Source organism: Acinetobacter sp. S-1, assembly GCF_059579785.1.
Window position 1 is genome coordinate 152594 of the sequence record NZ_CM184207.1, and the last position, 19355, is coordinate 171948.

A 19355-nucleotide genomic window follows, 5' to 3' on the forward strand; every position below is an offset into this window, starting at 1 on the left:
TCAATTGTGAATTTGGAGCACCTCATGACAACGCCTGTGTCATTTCACCCGCAAGCATTTATCGAACTCGCATTATCACGCGGTGTGCTTAAATTTGGTGAGTTTACTTTAAAATCTGGACGCGTGAGTCCTTATTTTTTTAATGCAGGCCTACTCAACGATGGTGAAGCTTTATCTCTTTTAGCGCAAGGCTATGCTGATAAATTAACACAATGTGAAAATGTTGATGTGATTTTTGGACCAGCTTACAAAGGTATTCCGTTTGTAGCAGCGACTGCTGTGGCTTTATCGCAAGTCCATAACAAAAGCGTGCCATGGGGCTTTAACCGTAAAGAAGCGAAAGATCATGGTGAGGGCGGTGTTTTAGTCGGTGCTGCGGTTGAAGGTAAAAAAGTCTGGATTATTGATGACGTGATTACCGCAGGTACAGCGATTCGTGAAGTGGTAACGATTTTGAAAAATGCTGGCGCAACTATTGCGGGTGTTTTGGTTGCGCTAGATCGTCAAGAACGTGGTCAAGGTGAGCTTTCTGCAATTCAAGAAGTTCAAAAAGAATTAGAAATTCCTGTGCATGCACTGATTACTATGAAGGACTTAATGGATTATTTAGATGGAAAAGACGAAAAAGAAGCTTTAGCCAATATGCAATCTTATCGTGAAAAGTACGGAATTTAATTTTTTAACAATTTAAGGGGAAGCATAAAGCTTCCTTTTTTGTTATTAATTTTCCTTAAATAACATATAAATAATACAGTTAAAAATTATATAAAATATTCTTTCCTCTTATAAATTATTAAATAATACTTTGATTTTTTACTAAATAGTATTTTTTATTCTTTGTTTTTTTTATTTTAAAATTCACATGAAATTAATAATTATATTTAAGACTTAAAATCATCTTTAAAAGCCATATTTTTTTCTTTTTGGTAAAATATATTAAATTGATGATGAATAATAAATTTAATAATTTTTATTTTTAAAAATTTTACCTAAGTTATTGATCTTGACGAATGCTTGAAATGAGCTCATTTATAGATAAAAGCGTTAAAAGATGTAAAAAATTTTCCAGTTTTTCATTTCATAAGGATACGAGGTGGAGATATGGCAGTTTTTGGATATTCATCAGCAACTTCAGTAGTACCTGGAAGTTCAATAAGTTTTTATCTCAGTACTGATTCACCTGGGGTAACTAATTTAACCATAGAGCGTATAGGAACAACTTCAATATCATCAACAATCTCTACAACTCTTTCTAATCGATCACTGCCTACGGTAAATCCATGGGAAGGATTTGGATGGCCAGTTTCAACAACTTTTAACATCCCTTCAACTTGGCCTTCTGGACTATATCGTCTAGCTTATTCTGGACAGGATGTACTTACTTTTGTAATTCGACCAGCCACTCCAGCGGCTGTTTCTAAGGTACTTTTACAAGTCTCTTTTCTGACACCAACCGCCTATAATCCAGCAGGTGGCAAAAGTTTATATGATTTTAACAGTGGGGGCGCGGGAACTCGGGCGAGTAAAGTTTCGTTTGATCGATCTGGTGGTACTCCATCAAGTGATGGACCTGAGTCCATTCTTATTCACTGGCTCGAAACTGAAGGAATAGCGATTGAATATTGCTCGAGTGTGGACTTACATAGTATTTCAAATCTACTTATGAATTATGAGTGTCTTATCATTGCAGGACATGATGAGTACTGGACAAGAGCAATGCGGGACCAAACGGAACAGTTCGTTGCTAACGGCGGGAACATGATCATACTCTCTGGGAACACTTGTTATCGAGCTGTGAGGTTAGAACAAGGGAACCGCATGGTTGTTTTTTATAAATTTGCTGGTAGTGACCCTAACCAAAATGCTTATGATACGACCGTAGCATGGGCAGAGCCTCCATTGAACCGGCCACAGAACTCGTTCCTTGGTACTGGTTTTACTGATGGGGCTTATGGTGGAGCAGCAACAGCATATACGCTCAGGTTTCCGAGCCATTGGGTATTCAATGGTGTTTCATCTGCAACCACAACATCAGCTTTCATGACTTATGAGGCTGATGCTGCAGCTTATGTAGAAGAAATTGAGGGTTATCCGCGTGTTACAGGGGATGAAAATACACCACTTACAACGACAGTGCTTGCTTCGGCAGATCTGCGTTCATGGAATGGTAAACCAGGGCGGGCGACAATGAGTATATTTTCTCGTAATGGTACTGTTTTTAATGTTGCAACAACGGACTGGATATCTGTTTTGGGAAGTGATTCTGTTGTAGCTACTATTACACGTAACGTGTTTTCTCGTCTTAAACAGCGTATAGCTTGGGATTGGGAGAATATTGGATATGCAAATGATTGCCAAGCACTTACAGCATTGGAAGGCAAACTTTTCGCGGCAACTGCACAGAATAGGCTTGCACAACGTTATCCTGTTGGTGCAGATATAGCTTGGCGTGACATTAGTGAGGCGAATTATGTCACCGCCATGGCTGCTCTTGGAGATACGCTTTATTGTGTTACAACCGATAATCAACTTTGGTGGTATCCTGCTTCAGAAGTTGGTCACTTCTGGACTTCAATAGGGACTGGTCCGACTGGTGGAACCAAGGCATTAGCTGCTACGGGCGGGATGCTTTATGCAGTTGATAGTCTAGGAGCATTATGGAGGGCACCAGCAACGAGAACATCGCCGTCATGGACAGCAATGACGACGTTTACACAGGATGCAACTGTCAATGCAATGGCTGCTTATGGAGATATCCTATTCGCGTCGACTACAGATAATCGCTTGTTACGTACAAATTCTGACTATATTAGTGAAAGTACTGCTTGGATATATATTCATCATTGTAACTACTCTGCTGGTCTGGCAGTAGTTGAATCAATCCTATTTGTTGCTACAACCCAAAATCTTCTTTGGAAAATCGATCTTTATGGACTTCGTCAGCCTTAAGATCGTACAAATGTATAGCATTAATAAAAAGGCATACCTCTAATAGGGGTATGCCTTTTTAATATTTTTTTTAGAACTGATAATTCAAACGCAATAACACATTACGTGGTGTGCCTGGCATGCTGTCTGAACGCCAGTACTCTTTATTGGTCAAATTATTCACTGCAAGCGTAACATTCCACGGATCTGCACTATAACCAATCGCTGCATCAACACGGTTAAAGCCTTCCATTTTTACTTGATTATTAATATTTGGATAATAAGACCCGACATAGGTCACACCCACTTCGGTATACCACTGCTCGGTTGGTAAATAACGAACAAATAAATTACCAGTATTCTTGGATGTGTTTGCTAAATAGTTGCCTTCTTGTTCAGGTTTTTGTTTATCTTCTTTCACTTTTGCATCTGTATAACCATAACCACCGCGGACAAAAACATTATCAAGTACGCGACCAATAAAGCTAAATTCAAGACCACGAGATTGATGCTGACCCGCAGTTGCCCATACTTCTGGTTGCTCATTAGGATTTGGTTTATAGCGGATATTATTTTTACGAATATCAAAGATAGAAAATTGAGTATTTAAACGATTATCTAACCATTCACTTTTTACACCCACTTCATATTGCTCGTTATATTGAGGCTCTTTATCCATTTTTGTGACATCGGTGTTTCCAGTAACTTGGTTAACACCCATTTGTCCGCCAAATGGAGCAAAGCTTTTAGAGTAAGACGTATAAAAGCTATGTTCAGGAAGCGGTTGCCATACCAAGCCAACATTCGGGCTAAAGCTGCCATCTTTTACATTACGGTGTTCATTAGTCAGCTTGTTGGTGGTTGAGAAGTCAAAGTAATCGTAGCGCACACCCAGCATGAGTTTAAGTTCGTCATTTAGACCAATTAAATCTTGAATAAATACGCCATAAGTTGTGCCTTCATTATAGTTATGCTGACTAATCTTTAATGGGCCATTGCCACGACTGTACTCTCGTTCACCAGTGATTGGATTAACGTAACCATAAATGGCTGACCCATTTTGAGTTTTATTGGCTAGACGTGGCTCTCGTTGCTCATAGGTCCAGTCTGTACCCATCATGATTTGATGTTCAAGCTGACCAGTTTTGAACTTACCCTTAATATCAAAGGTATTGGTGGTGGTCTTATTGCTGGTTTGTTGCCAGTAGTAAATTTGGTCGACGTAACCTTTTTTAGTACAAGACTCATTCTTTGAGTTTTTACCATCTAAACCACAATAAGTTCCAAAATAAAAGTGGTCAAAGTTCTGTTCTGCTTGTCGGTAACTTGCTGCCCAGTGAAAGTTCCAATCAGGCGCATATTGATAATTCACATCGGTGCGGACAACTTGCAAAATATCATCAACATAATCGCCGTCTTGGGCAAACCCCATTTTAATTGAGGTTCCCGCAGGCAAGTTTTCATATGCTGGACCACGATCAGGCACACGACCTAATTTGTCATAAGTATATTGTGTGGTCCATGTGAGTGTTCCATCGTCATTTTTATAAGTGAAACTTGGTGAAAACATTTCAATCTTATTTTCAATACCAGAGCGGAAGCTGCCTGACTCACCATATTCTCCAGTCAAACGTACTGCTAAATTGTCATTAAGTACTTGGTTGATGTCAGCGGTTGTTCCGTAGTTATCATATGAACCAGCGTATGCACCAACTGAACTTTTAGAGTCAAAATTGGCGAACTTACTCACCATATTCACAACCCCGCCGCCAGCACTACGGCCATATAAAACAGAGGCGGGGCCTTTTAAAATTTCAATACGTTCGATATTTGCTGTACTACGTCGTACTTGTCCGCTTTCACGTATGCCATCACGGTAAATATCACCTGTATCAGCACCAAAACCACGAATCGTGATCCCATCACCGCGCATATCGTAACTGGTTGATACGCCAGGGGTGCCTTGCAGCATAACGCTTAAATCATTTGATCCATAAATTTTATATTTCTGAACATCAATCGTATCAACGGTTTGAGGAATATCTTTTTTGTCTAAACCATTACGTGTGACATTGGCTTTATCATAGTCGATATAACTTTTAATTGGGTCGAGCTCACTCATTGCCTCAATTTTTATGGTGGGCATGGTAGCTGCCACTTTTGCGGCTGAATCAGTCGGTTCCTCTGCGTAGGCACCTTGAATATTCAAGATCATTAAACTGAGTAAGCTCAGCGGGAAAAGACGCTTCATTTGGGGAGATGGTATAGAAACTCTTAACATAAAAATAAAATCAATTAACAAAAATAAAAGTATAAATGATAATTATAATCATTTAATTGTTTAGAATAAAAGAACTATTATCTTAAAAAATGACATATTTATTTTTTAATAACTGATTTTTAATAAGTTAATTAGCAAATTAAACGAATTGTATGAGTTGACTCATTAGTTTTTCTTGTTAATTGGGTTTTAAAGGGAGCTTTTCATCGATTAAAAGCACCCTTCTGGAATTACGCGTTATTTTTGAGAACATCTAAAATATCCATTTCTGGATCATAATTTTCATCAATTGTTTTGCAAATTGCTTGTCCCACAATGACATGCGTGCCGTTAAAGGTCATAGTGGGTGCTTCATATAACTCCCAACCATGATTCAGAGCTTTAGTTACTCGCACACAAAAAGCAGAGTCATCGGGGCCAGTTAAATAGCGATAAAGTTTCATGTTTAGCCTTTAAAAATAATATTTTATGATCATAGTTTAACTGAATTTACCTTAATTCAAGATAAAGAAATAACCGATAAGGTTTTACTGAAATTAAGAAAAACCAGTGAAAAATCTCAGTTATACTCATGCTAATTTAAATTTTAAGAAGAGCTTGAGCATGCGTGTACTTGTCGTCATGGATCCGATTGAAACCGTAAACCTTAAAAAGGATTCAACCATGGCAATGTTGTGGGCGGCGAGCCGTCGTGGACATGAATTAGGTTATGCATTACAACAAGATTTATATATCGATCAAGGCAAAGCTTACGGCCTCATCTCACCGTTAAAGGTGTTCGAAGATTACAACCATTACTATGAGTTAGGCGAAAAGAAAAAAGAATCTATCGCGGCTTACGATGTTGTGCTCATGCGTAAAGACCCACCGTTTGACATGAATTTTGTCTACACGACTTACGTGCTTGAGCAAGCTGAACGCGAAGGTTCATGGATTATTAACAAGCCTCAGTCACTGCGTGATTGCAATGAAAAACTTTTTGCAACGCAATTTCCAGAGCTACAAGTACCTACACTTGTGACATCACAGCAAAGTTTAATTCGTGAATTTATTAAAGAACATGGCGATGTAATCGTTAAGCCACTTGATGGTATGGGTGGTATGGGAATTTTCCGTTTATACCAAGACGGTGTAAATATTGGTTCTACCCTAGAAATGCTTACAGAGCTAGGTACTCGTCCAATTATGGCTCAACGCTACATTCCTGAAATTGTAGAAGGGGATAAGCGTATTTTAATGGTAAATGGCGAACCTATTCCTTACTGCCTAGCTCGTATTCCACAAAATGGTGAAGTGCGGGGTAACTTGGCAGCAGGCGGTTTAGGCCAAGCGCGTCCGCTTACTGAAAATGATAAGCAGATTGCAGCGAAAATCGGGCCTTTCTTACGTGAAAAAGGATTGGTATTTGTTGGACTTGATGTAATTGGTAATTATGTCACTGAAATTAATGTCACTAGTCCAACCTGTATCCGCGAAATTGATGCTCAATTTGGTACATCAATTGCCGATGATCTATTTGATGTATTAGAAGCTGGCCGTACAGCTTAATTATTTATTTCAGGTGATTTTCAGTGGTATTTATTGGAAATCACCTGAAAATATATGAATTAATAAAATAACAATACTAAATACACCACAGCTTTGTAGGCATATTTTCAAAAAAGCACATCTTTCTGTTATAAACGAGTGAAATTAGCTTTTCGTTAATGAAGCTTTAGGATTAAAATAAACGGCTACAAAAATAGATGACAATTTCCATTGTTTTTTGAGTTGAAGAATTAGACCGTGACCGATTCACAGCAAAGCAAACCCAAACATGTCATGATGATGGCTGCCGGTACAGGTGGACATGTTTTTCCAGCCCTCGCCGTAGCCAAACAACTTCAACAACAAGGTTGTCAGGTTTCATGGTTAGCCACGCCAACAGGTATGGAAAATCGGTTATTAAAAGATCAAAATATTCCAATATATCAAATTGATATCCAAGGTGTTCGTGGCAATGGATTAGTCCGTAAAGTTGCTGCACCTTTTAAAATTTTAAAAGCCACTTTTAGTGCAATGCGCTATATGAAACAACTTAAAGTTGATGCGGTTGCAGGCTTTGGTGGTTATGTAGCTGGTCCAGGTGGTTTAGCCGCACGTTTGTTAGGTATTCCTGTACTTATTCACGAGCAAAATGCAGTTGCAGGTTTTACCAATGCGCAGTTGTCTCGTGTTGCTAAAGTCGTATGTGAAGCATTTCCAAATACCTTTCTTGCTGGTGGAAAAGTCGTTACAACAGGAAATCCTGTACGTCATGAAATCACAGATATTTTAAGCCCAAAGTGGCGTTATGATGAGCGTGCGCAAGCAGGACAGCCTCTAAATATTCTAATTGTTGGTGGTTCTTTAGGTGCCAAAGCACTCAATGAACGCTTACCTCCAGCATTAAAACAATTACAAGTTCCACTCAATATTTTTCACCAGTGTGGTCAGCAACAAGTTGAGGCAACTCAAGCACTTTATGCAGATGCACCAGCTAATTTAACTGTACACGTTTTGCCGTTTATTGAAGATATGGCAAAAGCTTATAGTGAAGCGGATTTAATTATTTGCCGAGCTGGAGCACTCACCGTAACAGAAGTTGCAACAGCAGGTGTGGCCGCAGTTTTTGTACCACTCCCTATAGCAGTTGATGACCATCAAACTGCAAATGCCAAATTTCTGGCGGATGTCGGTGCTGCGAAAATTTGCCAGCAATCGACCATGACGCCAGATGTTTTAAATGAATTGTTCACTTCGCTGATGAACCGCCAATTACTTACTGAAATGGCAGTGAAAGCGCGTCAACATGCCCAACCAAATGCGACTCAGCATGTGGTTGATCTTATCCAAAAAATGTAATCGGATTTACTATGTCTCCATCAACAGCTGCGAACCAAGCAAAAAAACTGATTAAAGTGCCTGAAATGCGCCGTATTAAACACATTCATTTTGTGGGGATCGGTGGCGCTGGGATGTGTGGCATTGCAGAGGTTTTGGGTAACCAAGGCTATAAAATTTCCGGTTCGGACATTAAGGCGTCTAAAACTACAGAACAATTAGAGAAAAATGGCATCAAGGTTTATATTGGTCATCAACCGGAAAATATTAAAAATGCCAATGTGCTTGTAGTTTCTACAGCAATTGATCCGGAAAATCCGGAAATTAAAGCTGCAATTGAACAGCGTATTCCAATTGTACGTCGTGCAGAAATGCTAGGTGAGCTTATGCGTTACCGTCACGGTATTGCTGTGGCTGGTACACATGGTAAAACCACAACTACTAGTCTTTTGACGACGATGTTGGCAGAAGAAAACCTTGATCCAACTTATGTTATTGGCGGCTTACTTAACAGTACAGGCGTAAATGCGGCATTAGGTGAAAGCCGTTTCATCGTGGCTGAAGCTGATGAATCAGATGCATCTTTCCTTTATTTGCAACCAATGGCAGCGATTGTAACCAATATCGATGCTGACCATATGGATACCTATGAAGGTAGCTTTGATAAATTAAAAGATACGTTTGTACAGTTCCTTCATAACCTACCATTTTATGGTTTGGCTGTCGTTTGTGGTGATGATGCAAACATTCGTGAAATTCTGCCGCGTGTAGGCCGTCCAGTCATTACTTATGGTTTTAATGAAGATAATGACATTCGTGCAGTTGATATTGAACAAGATGGTATGCAATCGCATTTCACTGTGTTGCGTAAAGGTCGTGAACCATTGCGTTTAACAATTAATCAACCAGGCTTACATAATGTTTTAAATGCCTTAGCAGCAATTGGTGTTGCAACAGATGAAGGTGTTTCTGATGATGCAATTAGCCGTGCATTAGAAGGGTTTAGTGGTGTTGGCCGTCGCTTCCAAGTGCAAGGTGAATTTGAACTTGCTGATGGCAACGTTAAGTTAGTTGATGACTATGGACACCATCCGAAAGAAGTAGAAGCAACTATTAAAGCTGCACGTCAAAGCCATCCGGACCGTCGTTTGGTTATGTTGTTCCAGCCACACCGTTACTCTCGTACTCGCGATTGTTTTGATGACTTCATTGAAGTGCTCTCTCAAGTCGATCAATTATTATTATTGGAAGTTTACCCTGCTGGTGAAAAACCTATTGTGGGTGCAGATAGCCGCACTTTAGCGCGTAGTATTCGTTTACGCGGACAAGTAGAACCGATTTTGGTCGATCCGGTTGAAGGTAATTTACAAAACATCATGCAAAATGTGTTACAACCAAATGACTTGTTATTAACACAAGGTGCGGGTAACGTGGGAGCAATTTCAGTAGAACTTGCACAACACCATTTGTATGTGAAATAAACAAAAAGTATTGAATAATCGGGTTAAGGATTTAAACGTGTCAAATGCTACAAAATTCGGCAAAGTTGCCGTGTTATTTGGTGGGAAATCGGCTGAGCGTGCTGTGTCTTTGGATAGTGGTCAGGCAGTTTTGGACGCTTTGTTACGTTCAGGTGTTCAGGCTGAAGCATTTGATCCACAAGACCGCAGTGTGACTGAACTTGTAAATTATGATCGTGCATTTATTGTATTACATGGTCGCGGCGGTGAAGATGGCCAAATTCAAGGTGTGCTTGAATGGTTAAATCTGCCTTATACAGGAACAGGCGTGCAAGGTTCTGCTATTGGCATGGATAAAGTTAAAACCAAGCAAATCTGGCAGGGTAGCGATTTACCTACAGCGCCATATCGCATTATTACTAAAGAAACAGATTTAGAGGCGGTGATTGCTGAGTTAGGCTTACCTGTCATTATCAAACCTGTACATGAAGGCTCGAGTGTCGGCATGAGTAAGGTTGAGAAAGCAGAAGACTTTGCTGCTGCAATTGAAAAGGCGACTCAGCACGATGCTGTGGTGATGGCAGAAAAATGGATCACTGGTCGTGAATTCACAATTTCATTCCTCAATGGACAGCCTTTGCCGGTTATTCGTTTGCAACCACCAGCAGATGTTGCTTTCTACGACTATGAAGCGAAGTATCAACGTAATGATGTAGAGTATGGTATTCCTTGTGGTCTGAGTGAGGCTGAAGAGAAAAACCTACAAGCATTGTGTTTACGTGCTTTTCAGGCGGTGGGTGCAGAAGGCTGGGGTCGTATTGATGCGATGCAGGATGAGCAAGGTAATTTCTGGCTTTTAGAGGTAAATACTGTTCCAGGTATGACCAGTCACTCTTTAGTTCCAAAAGCTGCTAAAGCTGTTGGTTATAGCTTTGATGAATTGTGTGTTGCGATTCTTGAGCAAACATTGGAAGGTACGGCTTAAATATGGCACAACTTCCGGCTTCCATGCGCCGTAAACGTGCGGCCATCACCTCTATTCATGATAAACCGCCTACGCGTAAGCAGAAGCTTGCGAATGCTGGTGGATGGGTGCTGTTGGTTATTGCTTTTGTAGTGCTGGCAGTCGGAATTTATGGGTTATATAAAGTTATTACAGATGCAACAGTTGCAAAACTAGAAGTTGTAGGTTCAGCGTCTTCTGTTGAAACACAACAAGTGATGCAACATGTTGCTCCAATTATAAAAGCGAATTATTTCACATCTGATTTAGAACAGATTCGTGACAAAACATTAGAAATTTCATGGGTAGACCGAGTTGTTGTATCTCGCGCTTGGCCCAATGGTATTCGTGTTCGTGTCATGCCTCGACATGCTATCGCCCGTTGGGGAACAGGTCGCTTGTTAAGCGATGGAGGCGATGTATTTAGTGAGGCGGAGCCGACAATTCATCCTGAACTTCCGTTGCTTCATGGGCCGGTAAGTCAGTCAAAAATGATGATGCGACGCTATAATGAAATTAATCAATTATTCCATCCTGTTAATTTACGCTTAAAAGAGTTATATCTGACTGAGCGAATGACTTGGTTTATGCAATTTGATTCTGGTTTACGTATTATTGTTGACCAAGATCAAACAATGAATAAGTTGCAACGTTTAAGTCATCTGGCACAATCTGACTTAAAACCGGTGTGGTCGAAAATCTCAGCCATTGATTTGCGATATCGTAATGGATTATCTATTCAATGGAAGAACGCAACACCACCTAAAATTGTGAATGGTCAGTTTGTTGTAACGAGTGATGACACAAGCATTGCAGGTGGAACAAAAGCAAAGCCATAATACGTGGCTTTAAAATAGGCAATTTGCCTGGTATTAAACAACAAAGAAATGGTATGAGTGATGAGTGAAGCTGTTCCCTCAGTTGTTGCGATTGACATTGGGACGCATAAAGTTTCAGTTTTGATTGGAAAAATTCATGCGCCGGATAACATTCAAGTTATCGGTATGGCAACTGCTCGCAATCGAGGCATGAATAAAGGAAAAATTGTAAGCCTCGATAAAGTCATTGCTGCGATTAAAAATGCTGTTGCTGAAGCGGAAAATATGGCCGAATGTCGCATTCATAGCGCATGGGTATCTATTCCGAGTACCGAGTTGCAAAGTTTTTATGCCTCTGGTCGCACACCAGTATCTAATCCAGCACATGTGATTACAACAAATGAAGTCGTGCGCGCGTTAGAATTGGCAAAAGCAAGTCATGTGACTTCTGATTACTATTTAGCAAGTGCAGTGCCGTTAGGCTTTGAGTTGGGTGATTCTGCTGAATGGGTGCAGAATCCAATTAATATGACTGCCCATAGTATGACTGGACATTATCAGTTAATGATGATGCCTATAGCGACTATGCAAAACCTTGATCGTGCCATGAAAGGTGCAAATATCGGGGTTGAAAAAATGGTGGTGTCTTGTCTGGCAACCGCTGAGGCAAGCTTGCTGAAAGATGAAAAAGAGTATGGTGTTTGTCTGGTTGATATTGGCGCAGGCATTACCAATCTTGCTGTTTATCTAGATGGTCGTTTAGCTCTAGCACGTACATTGCAACGCGGTGGTGAGCATGTTACACGTGATATTGCAGCTGTATTGCAAACTACGACAGAAGAAGCTGAACGAATTAAAATTCTGCATGGTTGTGTCGATTTAAGTGCTGTTAAGCCAGATCACATGATTCAGGTAGAAGGAATTGATGGCCCTCAAACAATTAGCCGAATTGAGTTGTCAGAAATTATTATTGCCCGTTATGAAGAGATCTTTAGCCAGATTCGCGATGAACTCGAACAAAGCGGTGCAATTCATGGTTTATACCATGGGGTAGTATTGACAGGGGATGCTTGTCAAATAGAAGGTATGGTGAGTTTAGCTCGTCGTATGTTGGGTGTATCTGCACATTTGGGTAATCCGCCGTTACAGGTTTATGCTGATGATCAACATCAAGCAGCCTTACGTCGTTCTATGTATGCAACAGCAGCTGGTTTGCTCATGTTTAGCCAAAGTGAGTTGCAAGATGCTGTTGAAGAGCCTGAAGAGGCAAATGACCGTTCGGTATGGGAACGAATGGTGAATGGCTGGAATGCGTTTAATAGCAAGTTAAAAGCCATTTTTTAGGATGTATGTATTTATTGGTAGAATTGTTAGGAAGTTGTAAGAGAAAACCGCTGTACTTGACAAGGTTGGTATTGCACAGCATTCTTAAAATTAGTTATTTTTGAAAATCAAGGCAGTATACGGGCTGAAGTGACTGCCATAATGTATTAGGAACCCTAAAGGTCATGGCCTCATTTGAATTTATAGAAGATGAACTAAACGATGGCAACGGTCAAGCCCGTTTCACTGTATTTGGTGTAGGTGGTGGTGGCGGTAATGCCGTTCAACATATGGTGCAGTCTGATATTCAAGGTGTTAAATTCGTTTGTGCCAATACAGACAAACAAGCACTGGACTGTATGAATGCACCTTTCAAAATTCAGTTAGGCGAGCAAAGTACACGTGGTCTTGGTGCTGGTGCTAACCCCGAAGTAGGGCAAGTTGCAGCAGAAGAAAGCCGTGAAATCATTCGTCACCACCTTGAAGGTACGGATATGGTTTTCGTTACCGCTGGTATGGGTGGTGGTACAGGTACTGGTGCAGCGCCTGTTGTGGCTGAAGTTGCTAAAGAAATGGGTATTTTGACCGTTGGCGTAGTTACAACTCCATTTAACTTTGAAGGCCGTCGTCGTTTAAAATCTGCTGAACGCGGTATTGAAGCACTTGAAGCACATGTTGATTCATTGATTATTATCCCTAACCAACGCTTATTGAGCGTATATGGCGATATTTCAATGAAAGATGCTTATAAAAAAGCTGATGATGTATTGTTAAACGCTGTACGTAGTATCTTTGACTTGGTTGTTAACCGTGGTCACATTAACCTTGACTTCGCCGATTTGAAAACTGCAATGAGTACTCGCGGTTACGCAATGATGGGTGCTGGTTTAGGTCGTGGTGAAGATCGTGCACGTCAAGCTGCTGAACAAGCGATCCGTAGTCCATTACTTGATAATGTTAATATTATTAATGCCAAAGGTGTGTTAATTAACATTACGGGTGGTGATGATATTACGTTACGTGAAACAGAAATCATTACTGACGTTGTGAACCAGATTGTTGACCTTGATGAAGGCGAAATCTTCTACGGGACAGTATTTGATCCAGATGCACGTGATGAATTACGTGTAACAGTGATTGCAACTGGTTTAACTCGTAATGCAGCAGACGCTGAACCGAGAAAGCGTAATACGGTAAGCCATGCATCGAGTCAATCAGCTCAATCTGTTGATGAAGATGATGTTCCTGCAATCAATAAGCGTCAAAACGCTGATAATGAAGTCAGTAGCACAGCAAGTTCTACTCCGCGTTCTTCTCCAATGAGTATTCAAGATTACTTGAAAAATCAGCAACGTAAGTAAATTATCGTTAGATTTAATGAAGGGCAGTGTTTAAACACTGCCTTTTTTTATTTTTGATCAATGACTAAATATGCTAACGTATAGCGGTTTTAAAAAAGAAGTTACAAAGCATGGTGAAACAGCGTACTCTCAATCGTGTGGTAAAAGCGAGTGGAATAGGTCTTCATAGCGGTCAAAAAGTGATGATCAATTTCATTCCACATACCGTGGATGGGGGTATTGTATTTCGCCGTATCGATTTGGATCCGCCAGTCGATATCCCTGCTAATGCATTGCTCATTCAAGAAGCTTTTATGTGCTCCAACTTGGTAACCGGAGATATAAAAGTAGGCACAATTGAGCATGTAATGAGTGCGATTGCAGGTTTAGGAATTGATAACCTGATTGTTGAGGTATCTGCTTCTGAAGTTCCAATTATGGATGGTAGTGCTGGTCCATTTATTTACCTTTTAATGCAAGGTGGATTACGAGAACTGGATGCACCGAAAAAATTCATAAGAATATTAAAACCGGTTGAAGCACTCATCGATGATAAGAAAGCAATTTTTAGCCCTCACAATGGTTTTCAATTAAATTTCACGATTGATTTTGACCATCCGGCATTTGCTAAAGAATATCAATCTGCCACAATCGACTTTTCGACAGAAACTTTTGTTTATGAAGTCAGTGAGGCACGTACTTTTGGTTTCATGAAAGATCTGGACTACCTGAAGGCAAACAATTTAGCACTAGGCGCAAGCTTAGATAATGCAATTGGTGTAGATGATACAGGGGTCGTCAACGAAGAAGGTTTACGTTTCGCTGATGAATTTGTTAGACATAAGATTTTAGATGCAGTAGGTGATTTGTATTTGCTTGGTCATCAAATTATTGCCAAGTTTGATGGCTATAAATCAGGACATGCTTTAAATAATCAGTTGTTACGCAATGTTCAAAGTGATCCGAGTAATTATGAAATTGTAACATTTGATGACGAGAGTCAATGTCCAATTCCATATGTGAGCGTGACATAAGTCCTTGTCTTTACTTGGCTATGTTATAATGTAACATTAAAAAGTGTGATTATAATCACATAATAATAATGATTCTAATTAAGAAATAGAAAGCTCGTCATTTTTTATTGCTTGCCAAACGTAGTAAAGCTTGGCTAAGCTTAGGGTCGCTCACGAAGTCGGCTACACTACGTAACATTTCTTGTGTTTCCGGGGGAATGGGTTTAGATGGCTCAGATGAGGGTGCATTTGGAATATTTTTATTTCTCAATCGGACCTGAATTCGTTGTAAGTCTTTTAACCCTTCAAGCTGAGATAATTTAGATACATATTGGTTCTGTAAATAACTGAGTTGACTAATCATCGCTTGATTTTCACCAGTAATGATTAAAGAGCCATTTTGATAACACACGACCTGCCATTGTTCCGGTTGGGGCAATAAGGGTTGGATAATTTTCGTAAGTCTTTGCCATTGCGCGACTTGCGTTGTTAGAAACGTAAGGTTTCCTGTTTTTATGTGTTTTCCGGTTTGTTGAAAAACGTTATCGGGTTTAGACATGGTCATTCTCGGATGGATTCTTGTCTTAATCTTAAGCGTTCATTTCAATCGATATCAAGGAAGAGATCATAAGGAACTTGAGTAAGAACAGTTTCAAGAGGTTTTTATGCACACGCGTCGTATTTTATTAGCGTTTTCACTTGCCGCTTCGGCAGCATCAGTTGCTTTTGCAGATTATCAAACAATTAACCAATCTACTGATTCAGATCGATTGGAACAGCTATCAAAAACATTATCTCAAGGTTCATATACTCATCCCGATGATTTAGATCTTCCGGCGAGTGCGAAAGTTTCAGTGACCTTACGCCAAAAAACAGTTGAACTCAACAATGAGTCGCTCGCAAAGAAGTACGGTAACACAACCGCAAAAAATTCTTTTAATGGTTCTTCTTCAAATTCTTACTCTTGGTTAGTTTCTCACCCTCTTCCTGATACTGTACGAGTTTCTTCAAACTTTGGTGGTCGTACCATGGGTGGCCGTGCAGAACATCATGGCGGATTAGATATGGCTGCTCCGAGTGGCACGCCAATCTATGCTACAGGCCCAGGTATTGTAACTAAATCTGGCTGGGGCACTGGCTATGGTCAATATGTTGAAATTAACCACGGCAATGGTTATTTAACGCGTTATGCTCATGCTTCACGTCTAATGGTACGTGTAGGCGACCAAGTCTCTGCTGGTGAACATATTGCTAATGTAGGGTGTACAGGTCGCTGTACTGGTCCACATTTGCATTATGAAGTAGTAAAAGACGGTCAACGTAAAAACCCAACTACTTACTTGGCGATGCTTCCATAAAAGCATACTTAAAAAGGTAAGGTTATTAAATTTATGAATCTAAAACTAAGCTAAACCTTTTTTAACGCAAAGATTGTATAAAAAAACGCCATTATTGGCGTTTTTTTGTTATTTTGTTTACTGCTCGGTCAATGACTATTCATTCAGAAAATAATAGGGCCCCCCCACATTCACCCGAGGCAATAACTTGAAAGGGGTAAAACGTGGTAAAAATACAAAGTAGATTAGAGAACAAGGAACAGGTGAATTATGGCGTTTTACGGTGACTCCGACGCACAAGAAACCCAAGAATGGCAAGATGCATTCGATTCAGTTTTACAACATATGGGAACTGAACGAGCGGCATTCTTGTTGGAAAAACTTTACCAACAAGCAATTGCTAAGCATGTTCCAATTCAACGTCTCAATACACCTTACTTAAATACAATTTCTGTTGAAGAACAACCTGCAATGCCAGGCGACCAAGATATGGAACGCCGTATTCGTGCATTGATTCGTTGGAATGCCTTAGCAATGGTACTTCGTGCGAATAAAACAGGTGACGATTTAGGTGGACACTTGGCGAGCTTCGCATCAAGTGCAACATTATATGACGTAGGTTTTAACCATTTCTTCCGCGCAAACAGCAATAGCTTTGGCGGAGATATGATTTATTACCAAGGGCACTGTGCTCCTGGTATTTATGCACGTTCATTCCTTGAAGGACGTTTAACTGAAGAACAGTTAAGTAATTTCCGCCGTGAAGTTGGCGGTAACGGTTTACCAAGCTATCCGCATCCATATTTAATGCCTGACTATTGGCAATTCCCAACCGTATCAATGGGCCTTGGTCCAATCATGTCGATTTATCAAGCACATATTCAAAAATATTTGATGAACCGTGGCTTGATCAAAGAAGAAGATCGTAAAGTTTGGGCTTATCTTGGCGATGGCGAGATGGATGAGCCAGAAAGTACTGGTGCAATTTCACTTGCTGGTCGTGAAAAGCTTGATAACCTTATCTGGGTTGTTAACTGTAACTTACAGCGTCTAGATGGTCCTGTACGTGGTAACGGTAAAATCATTCAAGAGTTAGAATCTTTATTCCGTGGTGCAGGCTGGCGCGTAATTAAAGTGGTATGGGGCCGTCATTGGGACCCACTACTTGCAAAAGACAGCACAGGCGCTTTAAAAGCGGTAATGGAAGAGACAGTTGATGGTGAATACCAACGCTATCAAGTGAAAGGTGGTGCATATACACGTGAGAAATTCTTTGGCAAGTACCCAGAAGCTGCGGAACTTGTAAAAGATTTAAGCGATGAAGACATCGATAATCTCAACCGTGGTGGTCACGACCCTTACAAAGTGTTTGCTGCCTATGCAGAAGCAATGAAAGCTAAAGGTCAACCAACAGTTATTCTTGCGAAAACTGTTAAAGGTTACGGTTTGTCTGAAGAAATTGAAGCGGTGAACAAAACTCACCAAATCAAAAAAATGCAGATCGACTCTTTGAAATATGTACGTGACCGTTTCAATCTTCCATTTACAGACGATAAGTTAGAAGAGCTTCCATTCTATCGCCCAAGTGAAAACTCTCCAGAAATGAAGTACATGAAGGCGCGTCGTGAAGCGTTAGGTGGTTACCTACCTGCACGTCGTAAAGAGAGTGAAATTTTAGCGATTCCTGAATTATCTGTATTTGATGCTGTATTGAATGGCTCAGGTGGTAAAGAACAATCTACCACTATGGTGATGGTTCGTTTAATTGCTTCTTTACTCAAAGAAAAAGCGATTAAAGACCGCGTAGTACCAATCGTTCCAGATGAAGCACGTACTTTTGGTCTGGAAGGTATGTTCCGTCAGCTCGGTATCTATGCAGCTCATGGTCAAAAATATACTCCAGAAGACCAAGAACAGTTAATGCATTACCGTGAAGCAAGTGATGGTCACATGCTTCAAGAAGGGATTAACGAAGCTGGTGCGATGAGTGCATGGGCTGCGTTGGCAACAAGTTATTCAACGAATAACTTGCCAATGATTCCAATGTATATGTACTACTCAATGTTCGGTTTCCAACGTATTGGTGACATTGCGTGGGCAGCTGGTGATGCGCAAGCTCAAGGTTTCTTGTTAGGTGCAACAGCTGGTCGTACAACATTGAACGGTGAAGGTCTACAGCACCAAGATGGTCATTCACATATCTTGGCGAACACTATTCCAAACTGTGTATCTTATGATCCATGTTTTGGTTATGAATTAGCTGTAATCGTACATGACGGTTTGCAACGTATGTATGTGAACCAAGAGCGTGTGTTCTACTACTTAACTGTAATGAACGAAAACTACGAGCATCCTGCAATGCCTGAAGGCGCTGAGGAAGGCATTAAACGTGGTATGTACTTGTTCGAAAAAGATGAAAAAGCAACTGTCCAATTACTTGGTTCAGGTGTAATTCTTCGTGAAGTCATCAAAGCTGCGAAAATCTTACGTGATGAATACCAAATCCATTCAAACGTTTGGAGCGTAACAAGCTTCAATGAGTTGTCACGTGATGGTATGGCATGTGAAGAATACAACCGTTTACACCCACTTTCTGAAGAAGTGAAAGAGTCTTGGGTATCTAAACAGTTACGTGGCACAGAAGGTATCGTTGTTTCAGCAACAGACCATATGCGTGCTTACAGCGAACAAATCCGTGCTTATCTTCCAGATGGTCGCCCATTTGTTGCATTGGGTACAGATGGATATGGTCGTTCAGATACACGTGCTAATTTACGTAGTTTCTTTGGTGTTGATGCTGCACATATCGTTGTTGCTACTTTGAAAAAATTAGCTGACGAAGGTGAAGTGGACGCACGTTTAGTTAAAGACGCAATTTCTAACTTTGAGTTAGATACTGACCGTCCAGTGGCATGGGCTCCTCAAGCGCATCCAGAAGTTCAGGCAGTTGCTGAATATAATGAAACGCAAACAGGTGAGGGGAACTAAGC

Annotated in this window: 15 protein-coding genes; 12 read left to right on the plus strand and 3 right to left on the minus strand. The window is 40.4% G+C overall.

Translation table 11 applies throughout. From position 1 onward, the window contains the following. Positions 1–24: 24 nt before the first annotated feature. Both pyrE and AC52J8_RS00710 read left to right on the plus strand, forming a co-directional pair. On the plus strand, positions 25–675 hold the full coding sequence (pyrE, locus tag AC52J8_RS00705) for an orotate phosphoribosyltransferase (protein WP_044099842.1): 651 nt from the start codon (positions 25–27) through the stop codon (positions 673–675). Between the two features lie 426 nt (positions 676–1101). Next, entirely contained in the window at positions 1102–2949 is a 1848-nt protein-coding gene (locus tag AC52J8_RS00710; RefSeq protein ID WP_086399908.1) for a N,N-dimethylformamidase beta subunit family domain-containing protein, read from the plus strand. 70 nt (positions 2950–3019) lie between these two features. Here the strand turns inward: AC52J8_RS00710 and AC52J8_RS00715 are convergent, their stop codons facing one another. Continuing rightward, a complete protein-coding gene (locus tag AC52J8_RS00715; protein ID WP_496538856.1) occupies positions 3020–5209 on the minus strand; it encodes a TonB-dependent receptor in 2190 nt (729 codons plus the stop codon). 230 nt (positions 5210–5439) lie between these two features. After that, the gene (locus AC52J8_RS00720) at positions 5440–5652 is read right to left on the minus strand and encodes a DUF1737 domain-containing protein (RefSeq protein WP_086399910.1); all 213 of its coding nucleotides are present in this window, start codon (positions 5650–5652) and stop codon (positions 5440–5442) included. 160 nt (positions 5653–5812) lie between these two features. Between AC52J8_RS00720 and gshB the strand changes: the two genes are divergently transcribed. The 8 genes from gshB (at position 5813) to lpxC (ending at position 15049) form a co-directional block, all read left to right on the plus strand. Further along, positions 5813–6757, plus strand: a complete 945-nt coding sequence (gene gshB / locus AC52J8_RS00725; RefSeq protein WP_017387572.1) for a glutathione synthase — start codon at positions 5813–5815, stop codon at positions 6755–6757. Between the two features lie 237 nt (positions 6758–6994). Further along, complete coding sequence (gene murG, locus AC52J8_RS00730) at positions 6995–8092, plus strand: undecaprenyldiphospho-muramoylpentapeptide beta-N-acetylglucosaminyltransferase (protein ID WP_086399911.1); 1098 nt, start codon at positions 6995–6997, stop codon at positions 8090–8092. A gap of 11 nt (positions 8093–8103) precedes the next feature. After that, positions 8104–9552: a UDP-N-acetylmuramate--L-alanine ligase gene (gene murC / locus AC52J8_RS00735; RefSeq protein WP_057075488.1), complete on the plus strand. Its 1449-nt coding sequence runs from the start codon at positions 8104–8106 to the stop codon at positions 9550–9552. Positions 9553–9589: 37 nt separating this feature from the next. After that, positions 9590–10516 (plus strand): D-alanine--D-alanine ligase, encoded by a 927-nt coding sequence (locus AC52J8_RS00740; RefSeq protein ID WP_017399847.1) that lies wholly within the window; start codon positions 9590–9592, stop codon positions 10514–10516. Positions 10517–10518: 2 nt separating this feature from the next. Continuing rightward, positions 10519–11373: a cell division protein FtsQ/DivIB gene (locus tag AC52J8_RS00745; RefSeq protein ID WP_014207933.1), complete on the plus strand. Its 855-nt coding sequence runs from the start codon at positions 10519–10521 to the stop codon at positions 11371–11373. Between the two features lie 60 nt (positions 11374–11433). Further along, positions 11434–12696 (plus strand): cell division protein FtsA, encoded by a 1263-nt coding sequence (gene ftsA, locus AC52J8_RS00750; RefSeq protein ID WP_002122057.1) that lies wholly within the window; start codon positions 11434–11436, stop codon positions 12694–12696. Between the two features lie 164 nt (positions 12697–12860). After that, positions 12861–14036 (plus strand): cell division protein FtsZ, encoded by a 1176-nt coding sequence (gene ftsZ, locus AC52J8_RS00755; protein ID WP_002121912.1) that lies wholly within the window; start codon positions 12861–12863, stop codon positions 14034–14036. Between the two features lie 110 nt (positions 14037–14146). Further along, positions 14147–15049 carry a UDP-3-O-acyl-N-acetylglucosamine deacetylase gene (lpxC, locus tag AC52J8_RS00760; RefSeq protein ID WP_002121967.1) on the plus strand — a complete coding sequence of 301 codons (903 nt, stop codon included), beginning with the start codon at positions 14147–14149 and terminating at the stop codon, positions 15047–15049. Positions 15050–15146: 97 nt separating this feature from the next. Here lpxC and AC52J8_RS00765 read toward each other — a convergent pair whose 3' ends face one another. After that, a complete protein-coding gene (locus tag AC52J8_RS00765) occupies positions 15147–15593 on the minus strand; it encodes a DciA family protein (RefSeq protein WP_086399912.1) in 447 nt (148 codons plus the stop codon). Between the two features lie 100 nt (positions 15594–15693). Here AC52J8_RS00765 and AC52J8_RS00770 point away from each other — a divergent pair, with 100 nt between their 5' ends. Further along, positions 15694–16386, plus strand: coding sequence for a M23 family metallopeptidase (locus AC52J8_RS00770; RefSeq protein ID WP_017399845.1), 693 nt, complete (start codon positions 15694–15696; stop codon positions 16384–16386). Between the two features lie 249 nt (positions 16387–16635). Further along, positions 16636–19353 (plus strand): pyruvate dehydrogenase (acetyl-transferring), homodimeric type, encoded by a 2718-nt coding sequence (aceE, locus tag AC52J8_RS00775; RefSeq protein ID WP_002121885.1) that lies wholly within the window; start codon positions 16636–16638, stop codon positions 19351–19353. Positions 19354–19355: the final 2 nt, after the last annotated feature.

What these genes read in the sequence shown, in the direction of transcription:
- AC52J8_RS00710 (WP_086399908.1), top strand. Translation starts at nt 1,102, where the DNA reads ATGGCAGTTTTTGGATATTCATCAGCAACTTCAGTAGTACCTGGAAGT.
- gshB (WP_017387572.1), top strand. Translation starts at nt 5,813, where the DNA reads ATGCGTGTACTTGTCGTCATGGATCCGATTGAAACCGTAAACCTTAAA.
- murC (WP_057075488.1), top strand. Translation starts at nt 8,104, where the DNA reads ATGTCTCCATCAACAGCTGCGAACCAAGCAAAAAAACTGATTAAAGTG.
- lpxC (WP_002121967.1), top strand. Translation starts at nt 14,147, where the DNA reads ATGGTGAAACAGCGTACTCTCAATCGTGTGGTAAAAGCGAGTGGAATA.
- AC52J8_RS00720 (WP_086399910.1), bottom strand. Translation starts at nt 5,652, where the DNA reads ATGAAACTTTATCGCTATTTAACTGGCCCCGATGACTCTGCTTTTTGT.
- pyrE (WP_044099842.1), top strand. Translation starts at nt 25, where the DNA reads ATGACAACGCCTGTGTCATTTCACCCGCAAGCATTTATCGAACTCGCA.
- AC52J8_RS00770 (WP_017399845.1), top strand. Translation starts at nt 15,694, where the DNA reads ATGCACACGCGTCGTATTTTATTAGCGTTTTCACTTGCCGCTTCGGCA.
- aceE (WP_002121885.1), top strand. Translation starts at nt 16,636, where the DNA reads ATGGCGTTTTACGGTGACTCCGACGCACAAGAAACCCAAGAATGGCAA.
- AC52J8_RS00745 (WP_014207933.1), top strand. Translation starts at nt 10,519, where the DNA reads ATGGCACAACTTCCGGCTTCCATGCGCCGTAAACGTGCGGCCATCACC.
- ftsA (WP_002122057.1), top strand. Translation starts at nt 11,434, where the DNA reads ATGAGTGAAGCTGTTCCCTCAGTTGTTGCGATTGACATTGGGACGCAT.
- AC52J8_RS00765 (WP_086399912.1), bottom strand. Translation starts at nt 15,593, where the DNA reads ATGACCATGTCTAAACCCGATAACGTTTTTCAACAAACCGGAAAACAC.
- ftsZ (WP_002121912.1), top strand. Translation starts at nt 12,861, where the DNA reads ATGGCCTCATTTGAATTTATAGAAGATGAACTAAACGATGGCAACGGT.
- AC52J8_RS00715 (WP_496538856.1), bottom strand. Translation starts at nt 5,209, where the DNA reads ATGTTAAGAGTTTCTATACCATCTCCCCAAATGAAGCGTCTTTTCCCG.